The sequence below is a fragment of the Mesorhizobium sp. BHscii genome, assembly GCF_053848065.1.
The window spans coordinates 43,260-61,725 of record NZ_JBSPKW010000006.1; the positions used below are offsets into that span (position 1 = coordinate 43,260).

19 protein-coding genes are annotated in these 18,466 nt (G+C 64.2%); 15 read left to right on the top strand and 4 right to left on the bottom strand.

Annotation, left to right across the window (positions count from 1 at the left end; all coding sequences use genetic code 11):
* The first annotated feature begins 47 nt into the window (after positions 1-47).
* Positions 48-1,070, top strand: a complete 1,023-nt coding sequence (locus tag ACWTU7_RS11065) for a LacI family DNA-binding transcriptional regulator (protein WP_029348675.1) — start codon at positions 48-50, stop codon at positions 1,068-1,070.
* On the opposite strand, the gene ACWTU7_RS11070 is transcribed toward ACWTU7_RS11065, so the two are convergent.
* Together ACWTU7_RS11070 and ACWTU7_RS11075 are read right to left on the bottom strand one after the other, a co-directional pair.
* Complete coding sequence (locus tag ACWTU7_RS11070) at positions 1,058-2,035, bottom strand: alpha/beta hydrolase (RefSeq protein WP_455838676.1); 978 nt, start codon at positions 2,033-2,035, stop codon at positions 1,058-1,060. The two genes, ACWTU7_RS11065 and ACWTU7_RS11070, sit on opposite strands and share 13 nt — an antisense overlap.
* Before the next feature lie 16 nt (positions 2,036-2,051).
* Positions 2,052-3,200 carry a Gfo/Idh/MocA family protein gene (locus ACWTU7_RS11075; protein ID WP_455838675.1) on the bottom strand — a complete coding sequence of 383 codons (1,149 nt, stop codon included), beginning with the start codon at positions 3,198-3,200 and terminating at the stop codon, positions 2,052-2,054.
* Between the two features lie 166 nt (positions 3,201-3,366).
* On the opposite strand from ACWTU7_RS11075, the gene ACWTU7_RS11080 reads away from it, so the two are divergent.
* The 14 genes from ACWTU7_RS11080 to ACWTU7_RS11145 all read left to right on the top strand — a co-directional run bounded on the left by ACWTU7_RS11080 (position 3,367) and on the right by ACWTU7_RS11145 (position 17,182).
* Positions 3,367-4,713: an ABC transporter substrate-binding protein gene (locus tag ACWTU7_RS11080; RefSeq protein WP_287338515.1), complete on the top strand. Its 1,347-nt coding sequence runs from the start codon at positions 3,367-3,369 to the stop codon at positions 4,711-4,713.
* A 3-nt stretch (positions 4,714-4,716) separates the two neighbouring features.
* Complete coding sequence (locus tag ACWTU7_RS11085; RefSeq protein WP_455838674.1) at positions 4,717-5,649, top strand: carbohydrate ABC transporter permease; 933 nt, start codon at positions 4,717-4,719, stop codon at positions 5,647-5,649.
* Entirely contained in the window at positions 5,646-6,482 is an 837-nt protein-coding gene (locus ACWTU7_RS11090) for a carbohydrate ABC transporter permease (RefSeq protein ID WP_029348679.1), read from the top strand. The genes ACWTU7_RS11085 and ACWTU7_RS11090 overlap by 4 nt, the downstream gene beginning before the upstream one ends.
* Before the next feature lie 4 nt (positions 6,483-6,486).
* Positions 6,487-7,308 (top strand): sugar phosphate isomerase/epimerase family protein, encoded by an 822-nt coding sequence (locus ACWTU7_RS11095; protein WP_455838673.1) that lies wholly within the window; start codon positions 6,487-6,489, stop codon positions 7,306-7,308.
* 10 nt (positions 7,309-7,318) lie between these two features.
* Positions 7,319-8,395, top strand: a complete 1,077-nt coding sequence (locus tag ACWTU7_RS11100) for a Gfo/Idh/MocA family protein (RefSeq protein WP_455838672.1) — start codon at positions 7,319-7,321, stop codon at positions 8,393-8,395.
* Positions 8,395-9,213 carry a sugar phosphate isomerase/epimerase family protein gene (locus tag ACWTU7_RS11105; RefSeq protein WP_455838671.1) on the top strand — a complete coding sequence of 273 codons (819 nt, stop codon included), beginning with the start codon at positions 8,395-8,397 and terminating at the stop codon, positions 9,211-9,213. Before ACWTU7_RS11100 ends, ACWTU7_RS11105 begins: the two co-directional genes overlap by 1 nt.
* Entirely contained in the window at positions 9,213-10,046 is an 834-nt protein-coding gene (locus tag ACWTU7_RS11110) for an alpha/beta fold hydrolase (protein ID WP_455838670.1), read from the top strand. Before ACWTU7_RS11105 ends, ACWTU7_RS11110 begins: the two co-directional genes overlap by 1 nt.
* Positions 10,043-10,768, top strand: coding sequence for a ribulose-phosphate 3-epimerase (locus tag ACWTU7_RS11115; protein WP_455838669.1), 726 nt, complete (start codon positions 10,043-10,045; stop codon positions 10,766-10,768). Before ACWTU7_RS11110 ends, ACWTU7_RS11115 begins: the two co-directional genes overlap by 4 nt.
* Positions 10,765-11,802, top strand: a complete 1,038-nt coding sequence (locus tag ACWTU7_RS11120) for an ROK family protein (protein WP_455838668.1) — start codon at positions 10,765-10,767, stop codon at positions 11,800-11,802. Before ACWTU7_RS11115 ends, ACWTU7_RS11120 begins: the two co-directional genes overlap by 4 nt.
* Entirely contained in the window at positions 11,795-12,886 is a 1,092-nt protein-coding gene (locus ACWTU7_RS11125) for an ABC transporter ATP-binding protein (protein ID WP_455838667.1), read from the top strand. The genes ACWTU7_RS11120 and ACWTU7_RS11125 overlap by 8 nt, the downstream gene beginning before the upstream one ends.
* 380 nt (positions 12,887-13,266) lie before the next feature.
* Entirely contained in the window at positions 13,267-14,259 is a 993-nt protein-coding gene (locus ACWTU7_RS11130) for a sugar ABC transporter substrate-binding protein (protein WP_455838666.1), read from the top strand.
* Complete coding sequence (locus ACWTU7_RS11135) at positions 14,256-15,257, top strand: ABC transporter permease (protein WP_455838665.1); 1,002 nt, start codon at positions 14,256-14,258, stop codon at positions 15,255-15,257. The genes ACWTU7_RS11130 and ACWTU7_RS11135 overlap by 4 nt, the downstream gene beginning before the upstream one ends.
* Positions 15,254-16,018, top strand: coding sequence for an ATP-binding cassette domain-containing protein (locus ACWTU7_RS11140; protein ID WP_455838664.1), 765 nt, complete (start codon positions 15,254-15,256; stop codon positions 16,016-16,018). The genes ACWTU7_RS11135 and ACWTU7_RS11140 overlap by 4 nt, the downstream gene beginning before the upstream one ends.
* A 78-nt stretch (positions 16,019-16,096) precedes the next feature.
* Positions 16,097-17,182: a Gfo/Idh/MocA family protein gene (locus tag ACWTU7_RS11145; RefSeq protein ID WP_455838663.1), complete on the top strand. Its 1,086-nt coding sequence runs from the start codon at positions 16,097-16,099 to the stop codon at positions 17,180-17,182.
* Positions 17,183-17,193: 11 nt separating this feature from the next.
* Here the strand turns inward: ACWTU7_RS11145 and ACWTU7_RS11150 are convergent, their stop codons facing one another.
* Both ACWTU7_RS11150 and ACWTU7_RS11155 read right to left on the bottom strand, forming a co-directional pair.
* The gene (locus tag ACWTU7_RS11150) at positions 17,194-17,487 is read right to left on the bottom strand and encodes a hypothetical protein (protein WP_455838662.1); all 294 of its coding nucleotides are present in this window, start codon (positions 17,485-17,487) and stop codon (positions 17,194-17,196) included.
* A gap of 422 nt (positions 17,488-17,909) precedes the next feature.
* Positions 17,910-18,446: a TetR/AcrR family transcriptional regulator gene (locus ACWTU7_RS11155; protein WP_287330329.1), complete on the bottom strand. Its 537-nt coding sequence runs from the start codon at positions 18,444-18,446 to the stop codon at positions 17,910-17,912.
* Between the last annotated feature and the right edge of the window lie 20 nt (positions 18,447-18,466).

The window sequence follows — 18,466 nt, forward strand, 5'->3', positions numbered from 1 at the left end:
CAGTAGGTAGGGAACCGGGCAGCGCTGAGGAACGGCGCGAGGGATCAATGCCGATGACGCACAAGACGATGGAGGATTTTGCTCGCTCTTGCGGCGTCTCCAGGCCGACATTGTCGAAATATTTCGACGATCCGACCAGCGTCAAGCCAGCGACACGTCAGCGGATCGAGGTGGCGCTGCGCTCGTCCGACTACCAGCCCAATCTCTTTGCGCGCAACCTGAACCGCAAGCGGACCCGCAGCATCGGCATTGTGGTGCCGACGGTCGCCGATCCCTTCTATTCCGAGATGGTCAGCCGAATCGAACTCAGGCTGCGCGACGAAGGCTACTGGCCGATCGTGATCTCCTCGCACGGCTCGCGCGAGCTCGAAGTGGAAGCGACGCGAACCATTCTTTCGCTAAAAGTTTCCGGCGCGCTGATCGCGCCGCTCGGTCTGCGCTCCGACCATCGCACGCTGGAGAAGCTGACGCAGACCATACCGATCGTCTATTTCGACACCTATCTGGAGGGCGACACGCCGTTCGTCGGCAACAACAACAGCCAGAGCGTCTCGACCATCGTCGATTATCTCTGTCGTTCCGGTGATGCCCCGGTCTATTTCGACATCCCGCACGTCAACCACAATTCGCGCGAACGCCTGGACAGCTATGTCGGCGCCATGCAGCGGCTCGGGCATGAGCCTGCCATCATCGGCAATACCGATGACTACACCTGGGATTTCGAACGGATCGGCTACGAGCAGATGGAGGCGATGCTCGCCCGTGGCGGCCTGCCGGGCAAGACCATTCTGTGCGCCAACGACCGTCTCGCCTTCGGCGTGATGGCCGCCGCCTACTCGCAAGGCCGCAAGGTCGGCCGCAGGGGCGATTGCGACCTGCGGGTCGCAGCCCATGACGACCATCCGCTGAGCCGCTACACCTGCCCTGCCCTCACCACCATGGCGCAGGACTTCGCTTCGATGGCAGGACGCAGCGTGGAGACGCTGCTGGCCTTGCTGGACGAGGACGACGCGACAGTTTCCCCCAAGGTCAGTCTCGACGCGACGCTGGTCATGCGTCAGTCGGCCTGAGCGTTTCCAAAGACAGGATCGAAGCCGCGCCATGCGGCAACCGCCGCGCCAACCGCTTGCCGTGCCACCGGACCATGGCGGCCCATCGAGACGAAGCCGTGGATCTGGCCGGGCCAGCGCCGCACGACAACCGGCACCTCGTCATCTTCCAGACGCTTCGCATAGGCCTCGCCTTCGTCGGCGAGAATGTCATGACCAGCGATTGCGACAAAAGCCGGCGCTGCGCCGGCAAGGCTTGCGGCCTTGAGCGGCGACACGCGCCAGTCGTCGATATCGCCGGCATGGTTGATATAGTGGTCGCGGAACCAGGCCATGGTCGCCGATGTCAGGCCATAACCGTCGGCAAAGCGGCGATAGCTTTCCGCCGCCTGCGAGGCGTCCGTGTTCGGATAGAACAGCAGTTGCGCAGTCGGCGGGTTCTTGTCGCCGCGCGCAAGCAGGCAAAGCACGGTAGCGAGATTGCCGCCGGCGCTGTCGCCGGCGACAGCGATCCTTCTCGCGTCGATGCCGAGATCGCCCGCGCCATCTTGCATGAAGGAAAGTGCGGCGCGGCAATCTTCGATGGCCGCCGGAAATTTGTGTTCCGGCGCCAGCCGGTAATCGGGAGAGACGACGACGCAGGCCGCCATATTGGCAAACCACCGGCAAATCTCGTCATGGGAGTCGAGATTGCCGATCACCCAGCCGCCGCCATGCAGATAGAGCAGCGCCGGGGCAGCGGCCCCGCTCACGCCGTGTCCGCGATAGATCCTGAGCGTCAACGGGCCGCCGGGTCCGGTGATGGTGCGCTCGGTTAGTGAGCCGACCGGCTCGCGCTCGCCCTGGAGAGCCGGAAAGCCCTGCTTATAGGCGCGGCGCGCTTCTCCGGGCGTGCCGGCTTCGAATGGCGGGGCAGCCGCCTGCCGGTCGAGGTCGAGCACGTGCCGGGCCTCCGGATCGAGCAAGGGCGAAAGCGATGTCGTCATCGTAAGCGCTCCGATATCAGGCAAGCAGGCTAACCGCTTCGTCCTCCTGGAGGAGCTGCGGCTGATCGACGGTTGCGTTGACGGCGACGGACTCGCGGCTCGCTCCCGAAGCAAGAATCGCTTCCATAATCTCCAGTACATGCAGCGCAAGATCGCCGGACGCACGCGGCTTTCTTCCGGTTGCCAGTGCGCGCGAAAGGTCGGCGACGCCGAGCATTCGGTAGTTGGCTCGGTCCGGCGCGGCATAGGGCCAGTTGCGCGCGCCATAGAGTTCGCTCTCACTGTGGAAGTCGGCCCAGTCGGCCCCACGTTCCGACAGCGAGACGGTGCCGCCGAACGTGTCCGGATCGGGCAGCCTGAGCGAGCCTTCGGTCCCATGCAGCTCGATCGGATGGTTAGAGTGCCTGAAGACATCCCAGGAGGCACCGAAGGTGACGGTGGCGCCTGAGCGGAACTCCAGCAGCGACAGGATGTTGGTCGGTGTGCCGACCTTGAAGCTGGTGTTCCGATAGGGGCCTTCGGCAGTGATCAGCCGCTCCTCCTGGCCTCGCGTCGCCATCGCCATCACGCTGGCCACCGGTCCGAGCAAATTAACAAGCATCGTCAGGTAATAGGGCCCCATGTCGAAGACCGGTCCGCCGCCCGGCTGATAATAGAATTGCGGATTGGGATGCCAGTGCTCCATGCCGCGCCCCATCATGAAGGCGGTGCCGGTCACCGCGCGGCCGATTGCGCCCTCATCCATGAGGCGGCGTGCCCGCCGTCCGGCGGCGCCGAGGAAAGTATCCGGAGCCGAACCCAGCAGCAGCCCGCGCTCCGCCGCCTCGGCGACAAGGCGCCGGCCGTCGCTGGCCGAGGTCGCCAGCGGTTTTTCGGTGAAGACGTGCTTTCCCGCCGAAAGCGCCGAAAACGAAATGTCAAAGTGCGCCGCCGGGATGGTCAGGTTGAGGACGAGGTCGATCTCGGGATCGGCCAGGAGCGCATCGACGCTGAGAGCCCGGATGTCGTATTCGCTCGCACGCAGCGCCGCCATGTCGGGCGATATGTCGGCACAGGCGCGCAGCTCCACCTCACCGAACAGAGCTGCATTGCGTGAATAAGTCATCGAGATGTTGCCGCACCCGACAACGCCAATGCCGAGCTTAGCTGCTGATTTTCCTGGCATTTTCCACTCCACCTCCCGACGTCGCAGCGCTCTGGCTGAACCAATGCACCAGCAACGGATCAGATTCGAAAGCCGCTTTACAGCATTTTAAATGTTGACGCGCGTAAAATTTTTATGGAACATGCGGAAATGCTGGCTGGGAGGCTGCCAGCGCAAGGAGGAGAAAATGACTGACATCAAAAAAGGGCCGGTCTCCGGCTCGAAGCCTGTGGCGCATGTGACGATCGCCGACCGCCGGCAGTTTCTCATCGGCAGCGCCGGGCTGCTCGGCGCGGCGACACTTGGCCTCGGCACCGGGCTGGGCGTTCGCCGGGCTCGCGCGCAGTCGCGGGCCGAAATCAGCTTTGCCAGCGCCGCCTTCTTCGGCAAGGAGACCTTCGGCGACCTGATCAAGGCCTTCAACGAATCGCAGGACCGCGTTCTGGTCAAGAACATCGAGCTGCCGCCGCCGAGCTCATCGACGGAAGTCTATCAAGGCCTCGTCCAGCAGCTCGCCCGGCGTACCGGCACGCCCGACGTCTTCAGCCAGGACGTGATCTGGATCGCCGGCTTTGCCGCCGCCGGCTGGGCGCTGCCGCTCGATGAGTACTTTCCGGCGGACAAGCGCAGCGCCTACTTCTCCGGGACCCTCAATGCCTGCACCTACGACGGCAAGCTGACTGCCCTGCCCTGGTTCATGGATTCGGGTATGTTCTATTACCGCAAGGACGTGCTGGAAAAGCATGGCGGCAAAGTGCCGGAAAACTGGGCCGACATGGCGACCATCGCCGCCGCCGCGCAGAAGGCCGGCGACGTCGATTTCGGCTATCTCTGGCAGGGCAAGCAGGCCGAGGTTCTGGTCTGCGACGCGGTCGAGATCATCACCTCCAACAATGGCGCGATCCTGGCGCCTGACGGCAAGTCATCGCTGATCAACCAGAAGGCCGCAGTCGACGCGATCCAGTTCCTGCACGGCACCATCGCCACGAGCAAGATCAGCCCGCAGGACGTCCTGTCCTGGGACGAGGAGCCATCGCGCCAACCGTTCACCTCTGGCAAGGCGATGTTCATGCGCAACTGGTCCTATGTCTATCCGATCGCCCAGGACGCCAAGGCCTCCCAGGTGGTGGACAAAATCGGCGTAGCACCGCTGCCGTCCTTCCCCGGCGGCAAGAGCTCGGCCTGTCTCGGCGGCTACCAACTAGGCGTCAACGCCAACTCGAAGCAGCGCGAAGCCGCGATCGAGTTGCTGACCTGGCTTTCGTCGACCGAAACCCAGCATCGCATCGCCCTAAACTTCGGGCTCGCGCCGACGCGCCCGGCACTGTTCCAGGACGAGAAGATCAAGACCGAACAGCCGTTCATGGCGAGCCTCGAGAAAGTGTTCACCGGCGCCACCGCCCGGCCGATCACGCCCGAATATGCGAAGGTGACGCTGGCCTTGCAGTCGGGCATCTCCAAGGCGCTGGTCTCAGGCAACGTCCAGGCCGAGATGGACGCGCTGGCGACGCAAATCGACCAGATCGTCGGCTGAACCATGACCGCGGCGGCCACTGTTGCTGGCATTGGCCGGCCGCGGCGGTTTGGCAAGGCGCTTCCAGTCTCATTGTGGGCTTTGCTCCTGCTGACACCGGCTTTCGTGTCGCTGGCGTCGGTTTCCTTCTACCCGATCATCAGCGGACTTTATCTCTCGCTCACCAACACCTCGCTGATCACCCAGGAGAACGAGTTCTCGGGCTTCTCCAACTATGTGCAGCTATGGGGTGACGCCCAATTCTGGAATGCCTGGTGGCACACGATGTGGTTCACTACGGCATCCACGATACTTGAGACCGTCATCGGGCTCGGCATGGCGCTCATCCTGTGCGAGGCCTTCAAGGGCCGCGGCCTGGTTCGCGCCGCCATGCTGGTGCCTTGGGCGATGCCCACCGTCGTCACCTCCAAGATGTTCGGCTGGCTGTTCGACGGCCAGAACGGCATTATCAACTATATCCTGCTGCATGCCGGGCTGATCGATCAGAACATCAACTGGTACGGCTCGCCCGACACGGCAATGATGACCATCATCATCGCCGATGTCTGGAAGACCACCCCGTTTATGGCGCTATTGCTTTTGACCGGGCTGCAGACAGTGCCCAATTCGCTGATCGAGGCGGCGCGTATGGATGGCGCAAAAGGCTGGACCACCTTCTGGTACATCCGTCTGCCGCTGCTGATGCCGACATTGCTGATTGCCGGCCTGTTCCGCGCGCTTGACGCCTTTCGCGTCTTCGACCTCGTTTACGTGCTGACCGGCGGCGGCCCGGCCGATTCGACCGAAACGCTGTCGACGCTGTCCTACAAGGTGCTCTTCTCGACGCTGCAATTCGGCTATGGCTCCGCCGTCTCGACGGCGATGTTCGTCACCGAAGGCATCATCGCACTGGTATTCTGCCTCTATCTCATCAGGCAGATCAGGAGGGCGCAATGAACGACGCGCGTTCACCGCTGCAGACGATCGCCATCTATCTTGGCGCCTTGCTCATCCTTGTCTGGTCGGGTGGCCCATTCCTCTGGCAGTTCTCGACATCGTTCCAGCTCGACAAGGCGCTGACATCAGGTTCGCCATCGTTAATCCCCGCGCCTTTTACGCTCGAGCACTACTACAACGCCTTCATCGAGAAGCAGCTGCACCGCTATGTCTGGAATTCGCTGGTGGTCTCGCTGGCCACGACATTCCTGTGCCTCTTCGTCGGATCGCTGGCCGCCTTCGCGCTGTCGCGGCTCAACGTCAAGGGCCGCTTCGGCATCCTGATGGTCATCCTTTCGGTGTCGATGTTCCCGCAGATCGCGCTGGTCGGGCCGCTCTATCTCGTCGCGACCAATCTCGGCCTGCTCGACACCTATACGGCGCTGATCATCACCTACCTGGCGCTCGGGCTGCCGCTCGTCACCTGGGTGCTGTTCGGCTATTTCGAGACGCTGCCGCGCGAGATCGATGAGGCGGCGCGCATGGACGGCGTCAGCGTTCCCGGCCTGCTCTGGCACATCATCCTGCCGATGTCGCTGCCGAGCCTGGTGACCACAGGCCTGCTCGCCTTCATCACCGCATGGAACGAATTCCTGTTCGCCCTCGCCTTCACCTCCAACATCGATCGCCAGACGATCCCCGTCGGCATCGCCAACTTCACCAACCTCTATTATGTGCCCTGGGGCGACATCGCCGCAGCTTCGGCCGTCGTCACCGTCCCTTTGATCGTGCTGGTGCTGTTCTTCCAGCGGCACATCATCGAAGGGCTGACGCAGGGCGGCATCAAGGAATGAAAGGATGAACGTGAAAGACCTGAAAGTCGGCTGCCAGACTTTTACGTGGGAAATGCTCGGAGGCGGTTTTGCCGGCGGTCCGGACGATCTGCTTAAAGCGATCGCTGACGGTGGTTATGCCGGCATAGAGATCACCGACACGATGATCGGCCGCTATGCCGACAGGCCGGCGGAATTCGCCATGGCGCTGGAGTCGGCTGGCTTGACGCTCGTCTCCTTCGCTTTCGGCTCGAATAGCGGCTTTACGCTGAAGGACAATATCGGCGCCGACCTCGAAACGGCGCAGCGCTGGATCGATTTCGCCGCCGCATTTCCTGGCGCGCTCGTCTCGATGGGCTCGGCTACCTCGGTTTCCGAAGGACCTCGTGACGACAAGTTTGCCATCGCGGCCGAGGTCTACAACAGGGCCGGCGAACTCGGGCGCAAGGCCGGCGTCGACATCGCCGTCCATCCCAGTTCCCACCACAACACGCTGCTATTCGACCGTGCCGACTACGACCGGATTTTCGCACTGATCGATCCGTCGCTCGTCGGCTGGGTCCCCGACACCGGCCACATCTTGCGCGGCCATGAAGACATGATCGACACGCTCACCACATACCGGGACCGCATCCGCTACATCCACCTGAAGGACGTCGATGCCGGCGGCAAATGGGCGATGCTCGGCAAGGGCGTCTGCGACACCCAAGCTGTGATCGATGTCGCCGGTGCCGCGCCACATTTCAACGGTTGGCTGGTGCTGGAAGAGGAATCCGAGACCGCCGCCGCCGATCCGGCCGCCGCGGTCAAGACCAACCGCCAGACCATGCGCGACTACGGCGCGTGAGGAAGAGATCATGATCCGGAAGCAAGACCGTCGTCTTCGTGTCGGCGTGCTCGGCTGCGGGCCGATCGCGCAGTTCGCCCATCTCGAATCCTGCGTGAAGGCCAGGAACGCTGATCTCTATGCGATTTGCGATGCCGCCCCCGACCTTCTGGCGCGCATGGGCGCGACCTATGAACCCGAGAAGATGTACGCCGACTACGATGAGATGCTCGCCGACCCGCAGCTGGAGGCGGTGATCGTCGCAACCTCCGACGCCTACCACGTTCCGATGTCGATCAAGGCGCTCGAGGCCGGTAAGCACGTGCTGTGCGAAAAGCCGATCGGCGTCTCGGTCGAGGAAGGCGAAACGCTCGCCGATGCGGTTAAACGCTCCGGCAGGGTGCTGCAGGTCGGTCACATGAAGCGCTTCGACCCGGCGCTGGAAGCGGCGCGCGATTTCGTCCGCGACGAGATCGGCGAGATCCTGGCGCTAAAAGCCTGGTATTGCGATTCCACCCATCGCTACACCAACACCGACGCGGTCCAGCCGCTGCCCGTCACCAGCAAGCTGGCAAGGAAACCTAGCGGCAATCCGAAAGCCGATCTCAGGCAGTATTTCATGCTCGCGCACGGCTCCCACCTCGTCGACACGGCGCGCTTCCTGTGCGGTGAGATCGTCGCGGTGCGCGCCCGCCTCAACGAGCGTTTCGGCGCCTATTGCTGGTTCGTCGAAACCGAGTTCGCCAACGGCGCGCTTGGCCATCTCGATCTCACCGTGGCTGTCCGCATGGACTGGCACGAGGGCTTCCAGCTCTATGGCGAGAACGGCTCGGTAATCGCGAAGACCTTCAATCCGTGGTATTTCCGAGCGAGCGAGGTCGATATCTTTCACGAGAAGGATGCGACGTCGCGAAAGCCGCTGGGCGCCGACGGGCATTTCTTCAGGCGCCAGCTCGAAAGCCTGGCCGAGACCGTCCTCGACGGCAAGCCGATGCGCGGCGCCAACGTCGAGGACGGCCTCGCCTCGATCCGCGCCATGGTGGCGATCGCCCGCTCGGTCGAAACCGGTGATCGCGTCGAGATCGCTTCCGTCACGGGAGCGGTCTGATGCAGATCGGGGTGTTCGCCAAGACCTTTCCTGGGAGCGAGCCGGCCGGCGTGCTGGCAGCGGTCCGCGACGCGGGATTTGCCGTCACCCAGTTCAACCTGGCCTGCGCCGGCCTGCCGTCGATGCCGGATGCGGTCCCTGTCGATGGCATCAACGCCATCGCGGCCGCGTCGAATGCTTCCGGCGTCACACTAGTGGCGCTCTCGGGCACCTACAACATGGCCCATCCCGACAGGACGGTGCGCGACGACGGCCTGCGCCGGCTTGGCGTGGTGATCAAGGCGGCGGCAGACCTTTCCGTTCCCTTGGTCACGCTGTGCACGGGAACACGCAACGCGGACGATCAGTGGGCGTATCACCCCGAGAATGCTGCCCCTGAGGCATGGGACGATATGGCGAGCGAGGTCGAAAAGGCGCTGCAATTCGCTGAGCGCCACGGCGTCGATCTCGGCATCGAGCCCGAACAGGCCAACATCGTCACCTCGGCGTCGGAAGCGATGCGCCTGATCGCCAGCATGGGCTCGAAACGGCTGCGCATCGTGCTCGATCCGGCGAACCTGTTCGAGCAGGCGAGCCCCGCCGAAGCACGCGCCATCGTGGCCGCTGCGGTCGAGCACACAGCCGGCCATGTCGCCATGGCCCATGCCAAGGACCGTTTAGCCGATGGCCGCTTCACTACGGCCGGCCGGGGCGTTGTCGACTTTGCGGATTTTGTTGCCCGCCTAAAGGTATCAGGCTTCGACGGGGCGCTGGTCACGCACGGCCTTTCAGCCGACGAAGCGCCTGAGGTTGCCCACTTCCTCAAGGGGCTGATCTGATGGCGCGTCTTGCAACTCTGCTTCGCGATGACGCCGCGCTTCAAGTCTCCGACCATGGCGACGGGCTTGCGGTCATCTTTCAGCACGGGCTGGGCGGTGGCGAGGCGCAGGTCGCCCAGGCTTTCCCTTCCGGGCCGAGGTTGCGGCGCCTCACGCTGGAATGCCGCGGGCACGGTGCCTCTGGGCTCGGCAGCAGTCGCCCGTTCTCCCTGAGCATGTTCGCGGATGATGTTCTGGCCGCCGCCGATCAGGCCGACCTCGATCGGTTCGTCGCCGGCGGCATTTCCATGGGCGCCGCAATTGCAACCCGCCTCGCCTGCCGTCATCCGGACCGTGTCGCGGGCCTGCTGCTGGTGCGGCCGGCCTGGACGTTCGACAGTGCGCCTGACAACATGCGGCCGATCGCCGAGGCTGCCGGCCTCATTCTAAGACACGGCCCCGACAAGGCCAGGACGATCTTCGCGCAATCGGAAACCTCCGCGCGCCTGCAGCGCGACGCGCCCGACAACCTTGCCTCGCTGTTCGGCTATTTCGACCGGCCCGACGCCGCGCCATTCGCACAGGTCCTCGCCGACATTGCCGCCGACGGCCCAGGCGTTTCCGCGAGTGACGCCGCGGTGCTTGGCATTCCCACGCTGGTCATCGGCAATGCCATGGATGCGGTGCATCCGCTGTCGGCGGCCCATACGCTCGCGGCGGCCATCTCCGGCGCGACCTTTGCCGAAATCTCTCCCAAGGCGCTCGACAGTGTCAGGCATTTCGCCGAGCTGCAGGCCGAGATCACGACCTTCCTTCACGCCCACTTCAACATCCGGAGCCTCATTCCGTCATGACGATGAAAACCCTGTCCGGTCCCGCTGCCATCGCCGCCTTGCCGCGCAACCGGCTGCTCGGCGAGTTTTCGCTGTGGTCGGCGGACCTTGCCAATATGGAGCGCGACCTGAAGCGCATAGAACCTCATGTCGACCTGCATCACATCGACGTCGCAGACGCCCGCTTCACCCCCGGCTTCCTGTTCTTCCCGGATCTGGTGAAGCGGATTGCCAGGCTGACGGCAAGGCCGATCCATGTGCACCTGATGGTCGAAGCCGAGATCGTCGAAGAGCAGACGCGTCAGTTCATCGAGGCCGGCGCCGACCTGGTCAGTGTGCACGCCGAAAACGGCGAGGCCAGCCTGCGCGCCGTGCGGCTGGCGCATGAGCTCGGCGCCGAGGCCGGCGTGGTGCTCAGGCTGGAAACGCCGGTCGCTGCGGTCACCCCATTCCTGCCGGAAGTCGCGTTTGTGACGCTTCTTGGCACATCCATTGGCGTCAAGGGCCAGAGCCTTTCCGACCAGGCCTGCCCACGCCTGATAGAGGCGCGTACACTGATGCGGCAAGCCGGCCGGGAGGCGGACATCATCCTGGCTGCCGACGGCGGCATCCGCCACGAGACGGTGCCGCGCCTGCGCGCCGCCGGGGCCGAGACTGTGGTGCTCGGATCGCTGGCATTCGGCGACCTCGACCTCGCGCAGCGCATGGCCTGGCTGCATGGACTGAAGGTCGCCGCCTTATGACAAGACTGGCCCTCGCCTTCGATCTCGGCGGAACGGAGCTGCGCGGCGCGTTGGTCGAGAGCGGCGGCCGCGTTGTCGCGCAGGTTTCGGCGCCGACGATGGCGATCGCGGGATCGGATGCGGTGATCGGGCAGATCATCGCACTGGCCGGGGCTCTTCTGACACAGCGCCCACAAGCGGATGTCGTCGGCATCGGCATCGGCGCGCCGGGACCGCTCGATCCCAAGGCTGGGATCGTGATCGCACCGCCGACGCTGGCCGGCTGGCACGACGTGCCGTTGATCGACATTCTCGGCAAGCATTTCGGCCTGCCGGTGCGGCTGGAAAACGACGCCAATGCGGCCGCGCTGGGCGAATGGCGCTTCGGCGCCGGCCTGGGCACCGGGTCGCTGGTGTTCGTCACCGTATCGACCGGCATCGGCGGCGGTGTCGTTGCCGACGGCCACATCTATCACGGCCGGCGCGGGCTTGCCGCCGAGATCGGCCACATGACCATCACCGGCGAGGGCGACCGCTGCTTCTGCGGCGCTGTCGGCTGTTTCGAGGCGGTCGCCTCCGGAACCGCGCTCGGGCGGCGTGCCACGGCGCTGACAGCGCCAGGCGACGGCTCCCTGCTCAGGCGCCTTTCGGCCGATGGCGACGTTTCGGCCAGGCACGTCGTCGAGGCCGCACGTGCCGGCGATATCAGTGCGCTCGAGCTGATCGAGGCGGAAGCCAGGTGGCTCGGCATCGGCTTCACCAACCTGCTTCACCTCTATTCGCCGGACCTGATCGTCATGGGCGGCGGTCTCGCCAACGGCTTCGACCTGCTGGCTCCAGCCATCAGGGCAACCGTCGAGCAGCGGGCGATGCCGGCCTACCAGGATGTGCCGATCGTGCCTGCGCGGCTCGGCGACCGCGCAGGGCTGATCGGCGCGGCCAGTCTGATCCTGTGGGAAGGCGAACCGGGCGCGCCATTGGCGATGGCGCAGGACGAGGACAGCAAAGACGGTGCGAACGAAGATGCCGTCGGCAGGGAGGCAAGCCATGGCTGAGCTCAAGCTGCGCGGCGCGCGCAAGTCCTACGGATCGGTCGAGATCATCAAGGGCCTTGACCTGGACGTCGAGGACCGCGAATTCGTCGTCTTCGTTGGCCCGTCCGGCTGCGGCAAGTCCACGCTGCTGCGCATGATCGCCGGCCTGGAAAAGATCACCGCCGGCGACTTGCTGATCGATGGCGTGCGCGCCAACGACATCGATCCGTCCGAGCGTGGGCTCGCCATGGTGTTCCAGTCCTACGCGCTCTATCCGCACATGATGGTGGCCGAGAACATGGGCTTTGCGCTGAAGATCGCCGGCGTCTCCGCCGCGGAAAAGGAACGCAAGGTGCGGGAGGCCGCCGAGGTGCTGCAGCTTTCGCATCTCCTCGGCCGGCGGCCGAAGGCGCTTTCGGGCGGCCAGCGGCAGCGTGTCGCCATCGGCCGCGCCATCGTGCGCAATCCCAAAGTGTTCCTTTTCGACGAGCCGCTGTCCAATCTCGACGCCGCCTTGCGGGTGAGCATGCGGCTCGAGCTGATGCGCCTGCATGAACACCTGGCCGCGACCATGATCTATGTCACCCACGACCAGACCGAGGCCATGACCATGGCCGACAAGATCGTCGTGCTGAACGGTGGCAGCATCGAACAGGTCGGCTCGCCGCTCGAACTCTATAGCCGGCCGGCCAACATTTTTGTCGCCAGCTTCATCGGTTCGCCGAAGATGAATCTGTTGAAGCTGAAAGTGGCCGCGACTGGGCCCAAAGGCGTCTCCGTTACCTTGCCGGACGGCCAGGCGCTGACCGTCCCGGTTGCCGCCGGTGCAAGCAAATCTGGCGACGAGCTGCTGCTCGGCATGCGGCCGGAACATCTCCGCATCTCGGCGAGCGGACAATTCAAGGGGCGAGCCGTGCTGGCGGAGCGGCTTGGCAGCCTGACCATCCTGCATGTTGAGATCGCGCCTGACATCACGCTGGTCATCCAGGCGGAAGGTGGCGACAGGACGCCGTTGCACAGCCCGATCGCGCTCGACATCTCGCCATCGGCCTGCCACCTGTTTCGCACCGATGGTCCGGCGCTGGCGTCTCTGCAATCGGCGTGAGCCGTGGGCCCATGGTTTGAAACCAGAGAACTGACGACGCCGGCATCGAGCCTGCTTCGACCCCTACAGTGTCGATTTCTGCTGCATCGCAGCACATCAAAAACCGCTGCACACCATTTTAAAACTTGACGCATGTCAAATTTTTCTAAAACATGCGATAATGCTGGCGAGGCCTTGGCCAGCGCTCTGGGAGGAGAAATGCCTGACACGGAAAATGGCCCGGAACGGGTCTTGAAGCAGCGAGCTGCACGGCAATCGCCGATCGGTCGGCTGTCTGCCATCGCAAGCGCCGGGCCGGCCTTCGTCGCGCCCTGCACAGCCATTCCATTCGCCGAACGGGTTAATTGCGACACAACCAACATTTAGGAGGAGCAAGAAACATGCGTATATTCAATGGCCTGACGCTTGGCGCAGGTCTGTTTGCAACCATCGTCTCCATGCCGACCCAGGCCCAAGACGCGGCGAAAGTCGCGGCCATCGTCAAAGGTCTCGACAACCCCTTCTTCCAGTACATGCAGAAGGGCATCGAGGAGCAAGCCAAGGCCGATGGCGTCGGCGTTACCGTGCAGGCGGCCGCCAATATGGGCGACGCAACCGGGCAGGCCGACCGGCTGACCGCCATGGCCATGCAGGATTTCGACTGCTACCTGGTCAACCCGATCAGCGTCTCCAACCTGGTGCAGGCGCTGGTGCCGGTCGCGCAGAAGAACAAGCCGATCGTCAACATCGACAGCACCATCGACGCCGAGCAGGCCAAGGCCGCCGGCTTCACCATCTCAACCTATATCGGCACAGACAACGTTGCCGCCGGCGTGCTGGCAGGCGAGGAGATGCTGAAGCTGGTTCCTGCAGGCTCCAAGGTTGCACTGGTGGCGGGCATCGTCGGCGATGTCGGCAGCAATGCCCGCATCAAGGGTTTCAAGCAGGCTGTCGAAGGCAAGCTCGACGTCGTGGTGATGGTGAGCGCCGACTGGGACCGTGAGAAGGCCTTGACCGCCGCGACCGACATCCTGGCCGCGCATCCCGATCTCGCCGGCTTCTTCGCCGCCAACGACATCATGGCGCTCGGCGTCCAGCGCGCCGTGCAGACATCGGGCAAGGACGTCAAGGTGATCGGCCTCGACGGCATCGTCGACGCGCTGAAATCGGTCGCGGCCGGCGAACTCGCTGCGACCGTCGCCCAGTACCCCTATGTTGTCGGAGCCATGGGCGTGGAAGCCTGCGCCGTGGCAGCCAAGGGCAAGGAACTGCCCGCCAACGTGCCGGCGCCGGTGCTCCTGATCAACAAGGACAATGCCGAGGCTTCGCTGAAGAGCTTCCCGCGCCCCGGCGGAGACTATCCCGATCCCTTCCGCGAGATGTTGCAGCAGTGAACGCTCCCGCTGAGAACGCGTCCTCGCGGGAAGCGGGCGCGGCGGAGGAGAGCCGTCCCTCCCTGGCGGCTCTCCTCCTGGATCCTTCCTTCTGGGCCGACTGGGCATCCGTCGTCGGCCTCGTCGGCCTCGTCGTCGTGTTCGGCATCGCCCAGCCGGTCTTTCTCAGCGTCGCCAATTTGCAGGCCCTGCTGCTGGCTGCGGCGATCCTGGTGGTGCTGTCGATCGGCCAGACCTTCGTCGTGGCCACCGCCGGCATCGATCTTTCGCTGGCTGCCGCGGTCATGCTGGGCGCCATCATTCTCGGCCTCGTCGATGCCGCGGGCTATGGCATCTTCTTCGCCTGCGTACTGGCCGTCGCCGCCACCAGCGCGGTCGGTTTCCTCAACGGCGTGCTCATCACAGCCGGGAAAATACCCGACTTCGTGGTGACGCTCGGCACGCTTTCGGGCGTCACCGGCCTCGGTCTGATCCTGTCGGGCGGCGAGCCGATAATGGTTGGCTCGACCTTCCTGCTGCGGCTGGCCTCCGGTTCCTTCGGGCCGTTCGGCTATCCCGTCTGGGTGGCGATATCAGCCGTTCTGGTGGCGCATATCGCGCTCTTCCATACCCGCTTCGGGGTGCATCTGCTGGCGACCGGCGGCCAGACCGAAAGCGCCCGCTCGCTTGGCATCCGGACCGACCGGGTCAAGATCGCCGCCTATACGATATCAGGATTCTGCGCCGGCATCGCCGCGCTGCTTCTGGTGGCGCGCATCGGCTCGGCCGAACCGCAGATCAACACCAGCCTTCTGCTCAATTCGGTGGCGGCAGTCGTCTTGGGAGGCGTCAGCCTGTTCGGCGGACGCGCCAGCATTCTCGGCCCGGCGATCGGGGCGCTGATGCTCACCGCTCTCGTCAATGGGCTGACGCTGCTCAGCGTTTCGGCCTTCTACCAACCGCTCGCCGTGGGCGCCATCGTGGTGCTGGCGGCACTGATCATGCGGTATCAGAAATGAGCGCCGTCAATCACTCGCCGTCGGCCGACGCGATCCTAGCCTGCGAAGGGCTAAGCAAGCATTTCGGCGGCATCCGCGCCTTCACCGATGTCGCCTTCCAGGCCCGCCGTGGCGAGGTCACCGCTGTCATCGGCGACAATGGCGCCGGCAAGTCGACGCTGATACGCTGCCTGGTCGGCGTCCATGTGCCGGATGGTGGCGAAATCTTCTTCGACGGCCGGCTGCACCCCTTCGCTAATCCCGACGAGGCGCGCAAGGCCGGCATCGAGACGGTGCACCAGAACCTCGCGCTGATCGATGAATTGACCGTCGCCCAGAACCTGTTCCTCAACCGTGAGATCGTGCGCCGGATCGGCCCGTTCGCCCTGCTCGACCGCAAAGCGATGAAGCAGCAGGCGCGTGCCATGCTGTCGCGCCTGTCGATCAACATGCCTTCGGTCAGCCAGCGCGTGCGGCGCCTTTCGGGCGGGCAGCGACAGGCGATCTCGATCTGCCGCGCCGCAGGTTCCGGCGCCAAGCTGGTGGTGATGGACGAACCAACCGCGGCGCTCGGCGTGCAGGAGACGGCCAATGTCGAAGCCCTGATCCGGCGGCTGCGCGACCAGGCCGTCAGCGTCATCCTGGTCAGCCATAATTTCGATCAGGTGCGGCGCCTGTCCGACCAGATCTGGGTGATGCGGGCGGGACGGATGGTGGCGACGGTCCGATCGTCCGAGACCACCGGCAACGAACTCGTCGCGCTCGTCACCGGCGCAGCGTGACGGGCGGCCGGGCCGAGTCGCACCTGTCGCTGAGACGAGCTGTTGGCTGAAACAATTGGTTTGCAAAGGGAGTTTGCAGTGGCGGTGATCCGTGTCGGACTTGTGGGGCTTGGAGAGGTCGCTCAGTCGATCCATCTGCCGGTGCTGAGCGACCAGCGCGACCGCTGGCTGATATCGGGCGTCTATGATGTTTCGCCGAGCCTGGTGACGCTGTGCCGCTCCGAATACCCGACCGCCGCAATCTTCGATTCGGCCGAGGCGCTGATGAGTTCGCCGGATATCGACGCGGTTTTCATCCTCTCGTCCGACGAGACCCACAGCCGTTTCGTCCGTGCCGCCGTCCAGGCGAACAAGCATGTCCTGCTGGAAAAGCCCGCCTGCCTGACGGTGCGCGAAATCGACGAATTGCTGGCTCTGACGACAAACTACGCCAAGACGATCTTCGTCGGTTACATGCGCCGCTACGCTCCAGCCTACCTGGCGGCGATGGAGGAACTGCCTGACTTCGCCGATATCACCCATGTCCGCATCTTCGACCTGATCTCCGAGGGCCGGCATTTCCTGAAAAAGAGCCAGAATATTCTCTATCCCACCGACATCGATCCGGCCCTTTTGGCACGCGGCGCCGGGGAGCGCGAGGCGCTGATCCGCGAAGTGGTCGGCAGCGATGCGCCCGCCGATCTCGTACGCGCCTATCGCGGCCTGACGGCGCTGAGCTCGCACCACATTTCGGCGATGCGCGGGCTGCTCGGCGAGCCGGTTCGTGTGCTCGCCGCGCATCGCACCAATGGCGGCGCCAACACCAGCGTGACCTTCGACTATGGGCATTTCGCCTGCTGCTACGACGCAGTGGTCGACGATCTCGGCCTGTTTGATGCCATGATCGAGGTGCGCTCGAAGACCAAACGGGTCCGCATCATCTACGACACGCCCTATATCCGCAGCCTGCCGACGCGGCTCGAAGTGACGGAAGCCGGTCCACTAGGCGCGGTGACCAGGACCTTCGGGCCGCTCTATGGCGACGCTTTCTCGAATGAACTGGAGACCTTCCATCGCCACATCACTGACGGGACAAAGCCGCTGACCGACCTCGCGGACTCCCGTCGCGACCTGGCGCTGATGGCCGACATCATCGCGCGGATGAAGGAGACTGGGGGGCGCTGAATGCCTGCCCCCTATTTCCCGCAGTGGTGATCGTTGATCTTGTTCAACGCATTCGCGTCGGGCCCGACCCTGTGGTAGGAGCAGGCTCCGGCGGCTGTCGTGACCAACTGCTGGTCATAGTAGCGCGGGCCGCCGAACAGAATGTCGATGATGTCGCCTTCGGCGGGAACGTAGCGTTCCGATTGAACCCGGTAGTCGCGGTGCCGATGGTCGCGGTATTTGTCCCCCGCGAAAGCCGAGGCGGACATGCTGCAGCCTATCGCGAAGGCAGCGAGCGCGCGGATCGCAAAGCGTTGGGTCATCATCGGCAATACCCTTCTGGCAGTTCGGCTTTCTACCATATAGCCAAAATCGCCAGCCGAACAAAAGTTCCCTGAACGGCGCCTTAGGCCCAGCGCGAATCCATCAATAAGGTGCTGGGCTACGATGCGGCCGCCGCACTCGCAAACGACGCCGCCAACAAGGAAAAGTTCGGCGCCGTGATGAGCCAGTAGCCAGCCCGGTAGCCAGTGGTGTCGTGCGCGCCGGAAATCCTACCCGGGCAGTCCGTGCCGGTATGGCGCGGGCCCGCTGCTTGTGCTCGACCGGTTCGGGCGGCGGTTTCCGGCCGGTGTGTTGCCCTGGCGGTAAACCGCCTCAGGTGCTCGGGATAATCCAGGCCATCATCAGCAAGGTCGTTCACGGTGATCTGCCTTGCCGCAGGTGCTTCGCTGGCCTACGCGGCAATCTATCCCGCGATCTCAAGCAAGGACGATACCAGCAACCGGCGTTCGTCCTGTGAAAGGACGTCCGAGTCGAAGAGGTTCATGCTGCGAAGTCCTTCGATGGCGAGGTAGCAGACCAGCAGCGCCTTGAGGTCCGGCGTCTCTCCCTTGAGCCGCTCGAAAACCTGCCGCCTGAACAATTTTATCGGCGTCAGGAAATCGGGATCCTCGGCGATCGCCGAAAATATCCAGGAAGCCGACGGTTTCGATTCCTCGGCATGTTCGGCCGAAAGCTTGATGTAGGTCGCGAGCGGGCTTTCGCCGCTGACGCCGGCCGTGCGGGCGGACTCCAGCGCCTGCTCGAAGGCGCGCAGGTATTCCTCCACCAGCGCCTGCATCAGTTTCGCCTTGGTCGGGAAATTGTACAGCAAGCCGCCTTTCGACACGCCGGCTCGGCTGGCGACGGCGTCCAGCGACAGGCTGCCGGGCCCCGTCTCGCGTGCCACATCGGCGGCGGCAGCGAGTATCCTGTCGCGCGAATTTGTTCTTCGGGCCTTCATCAGTCGCTTCCCATACATTA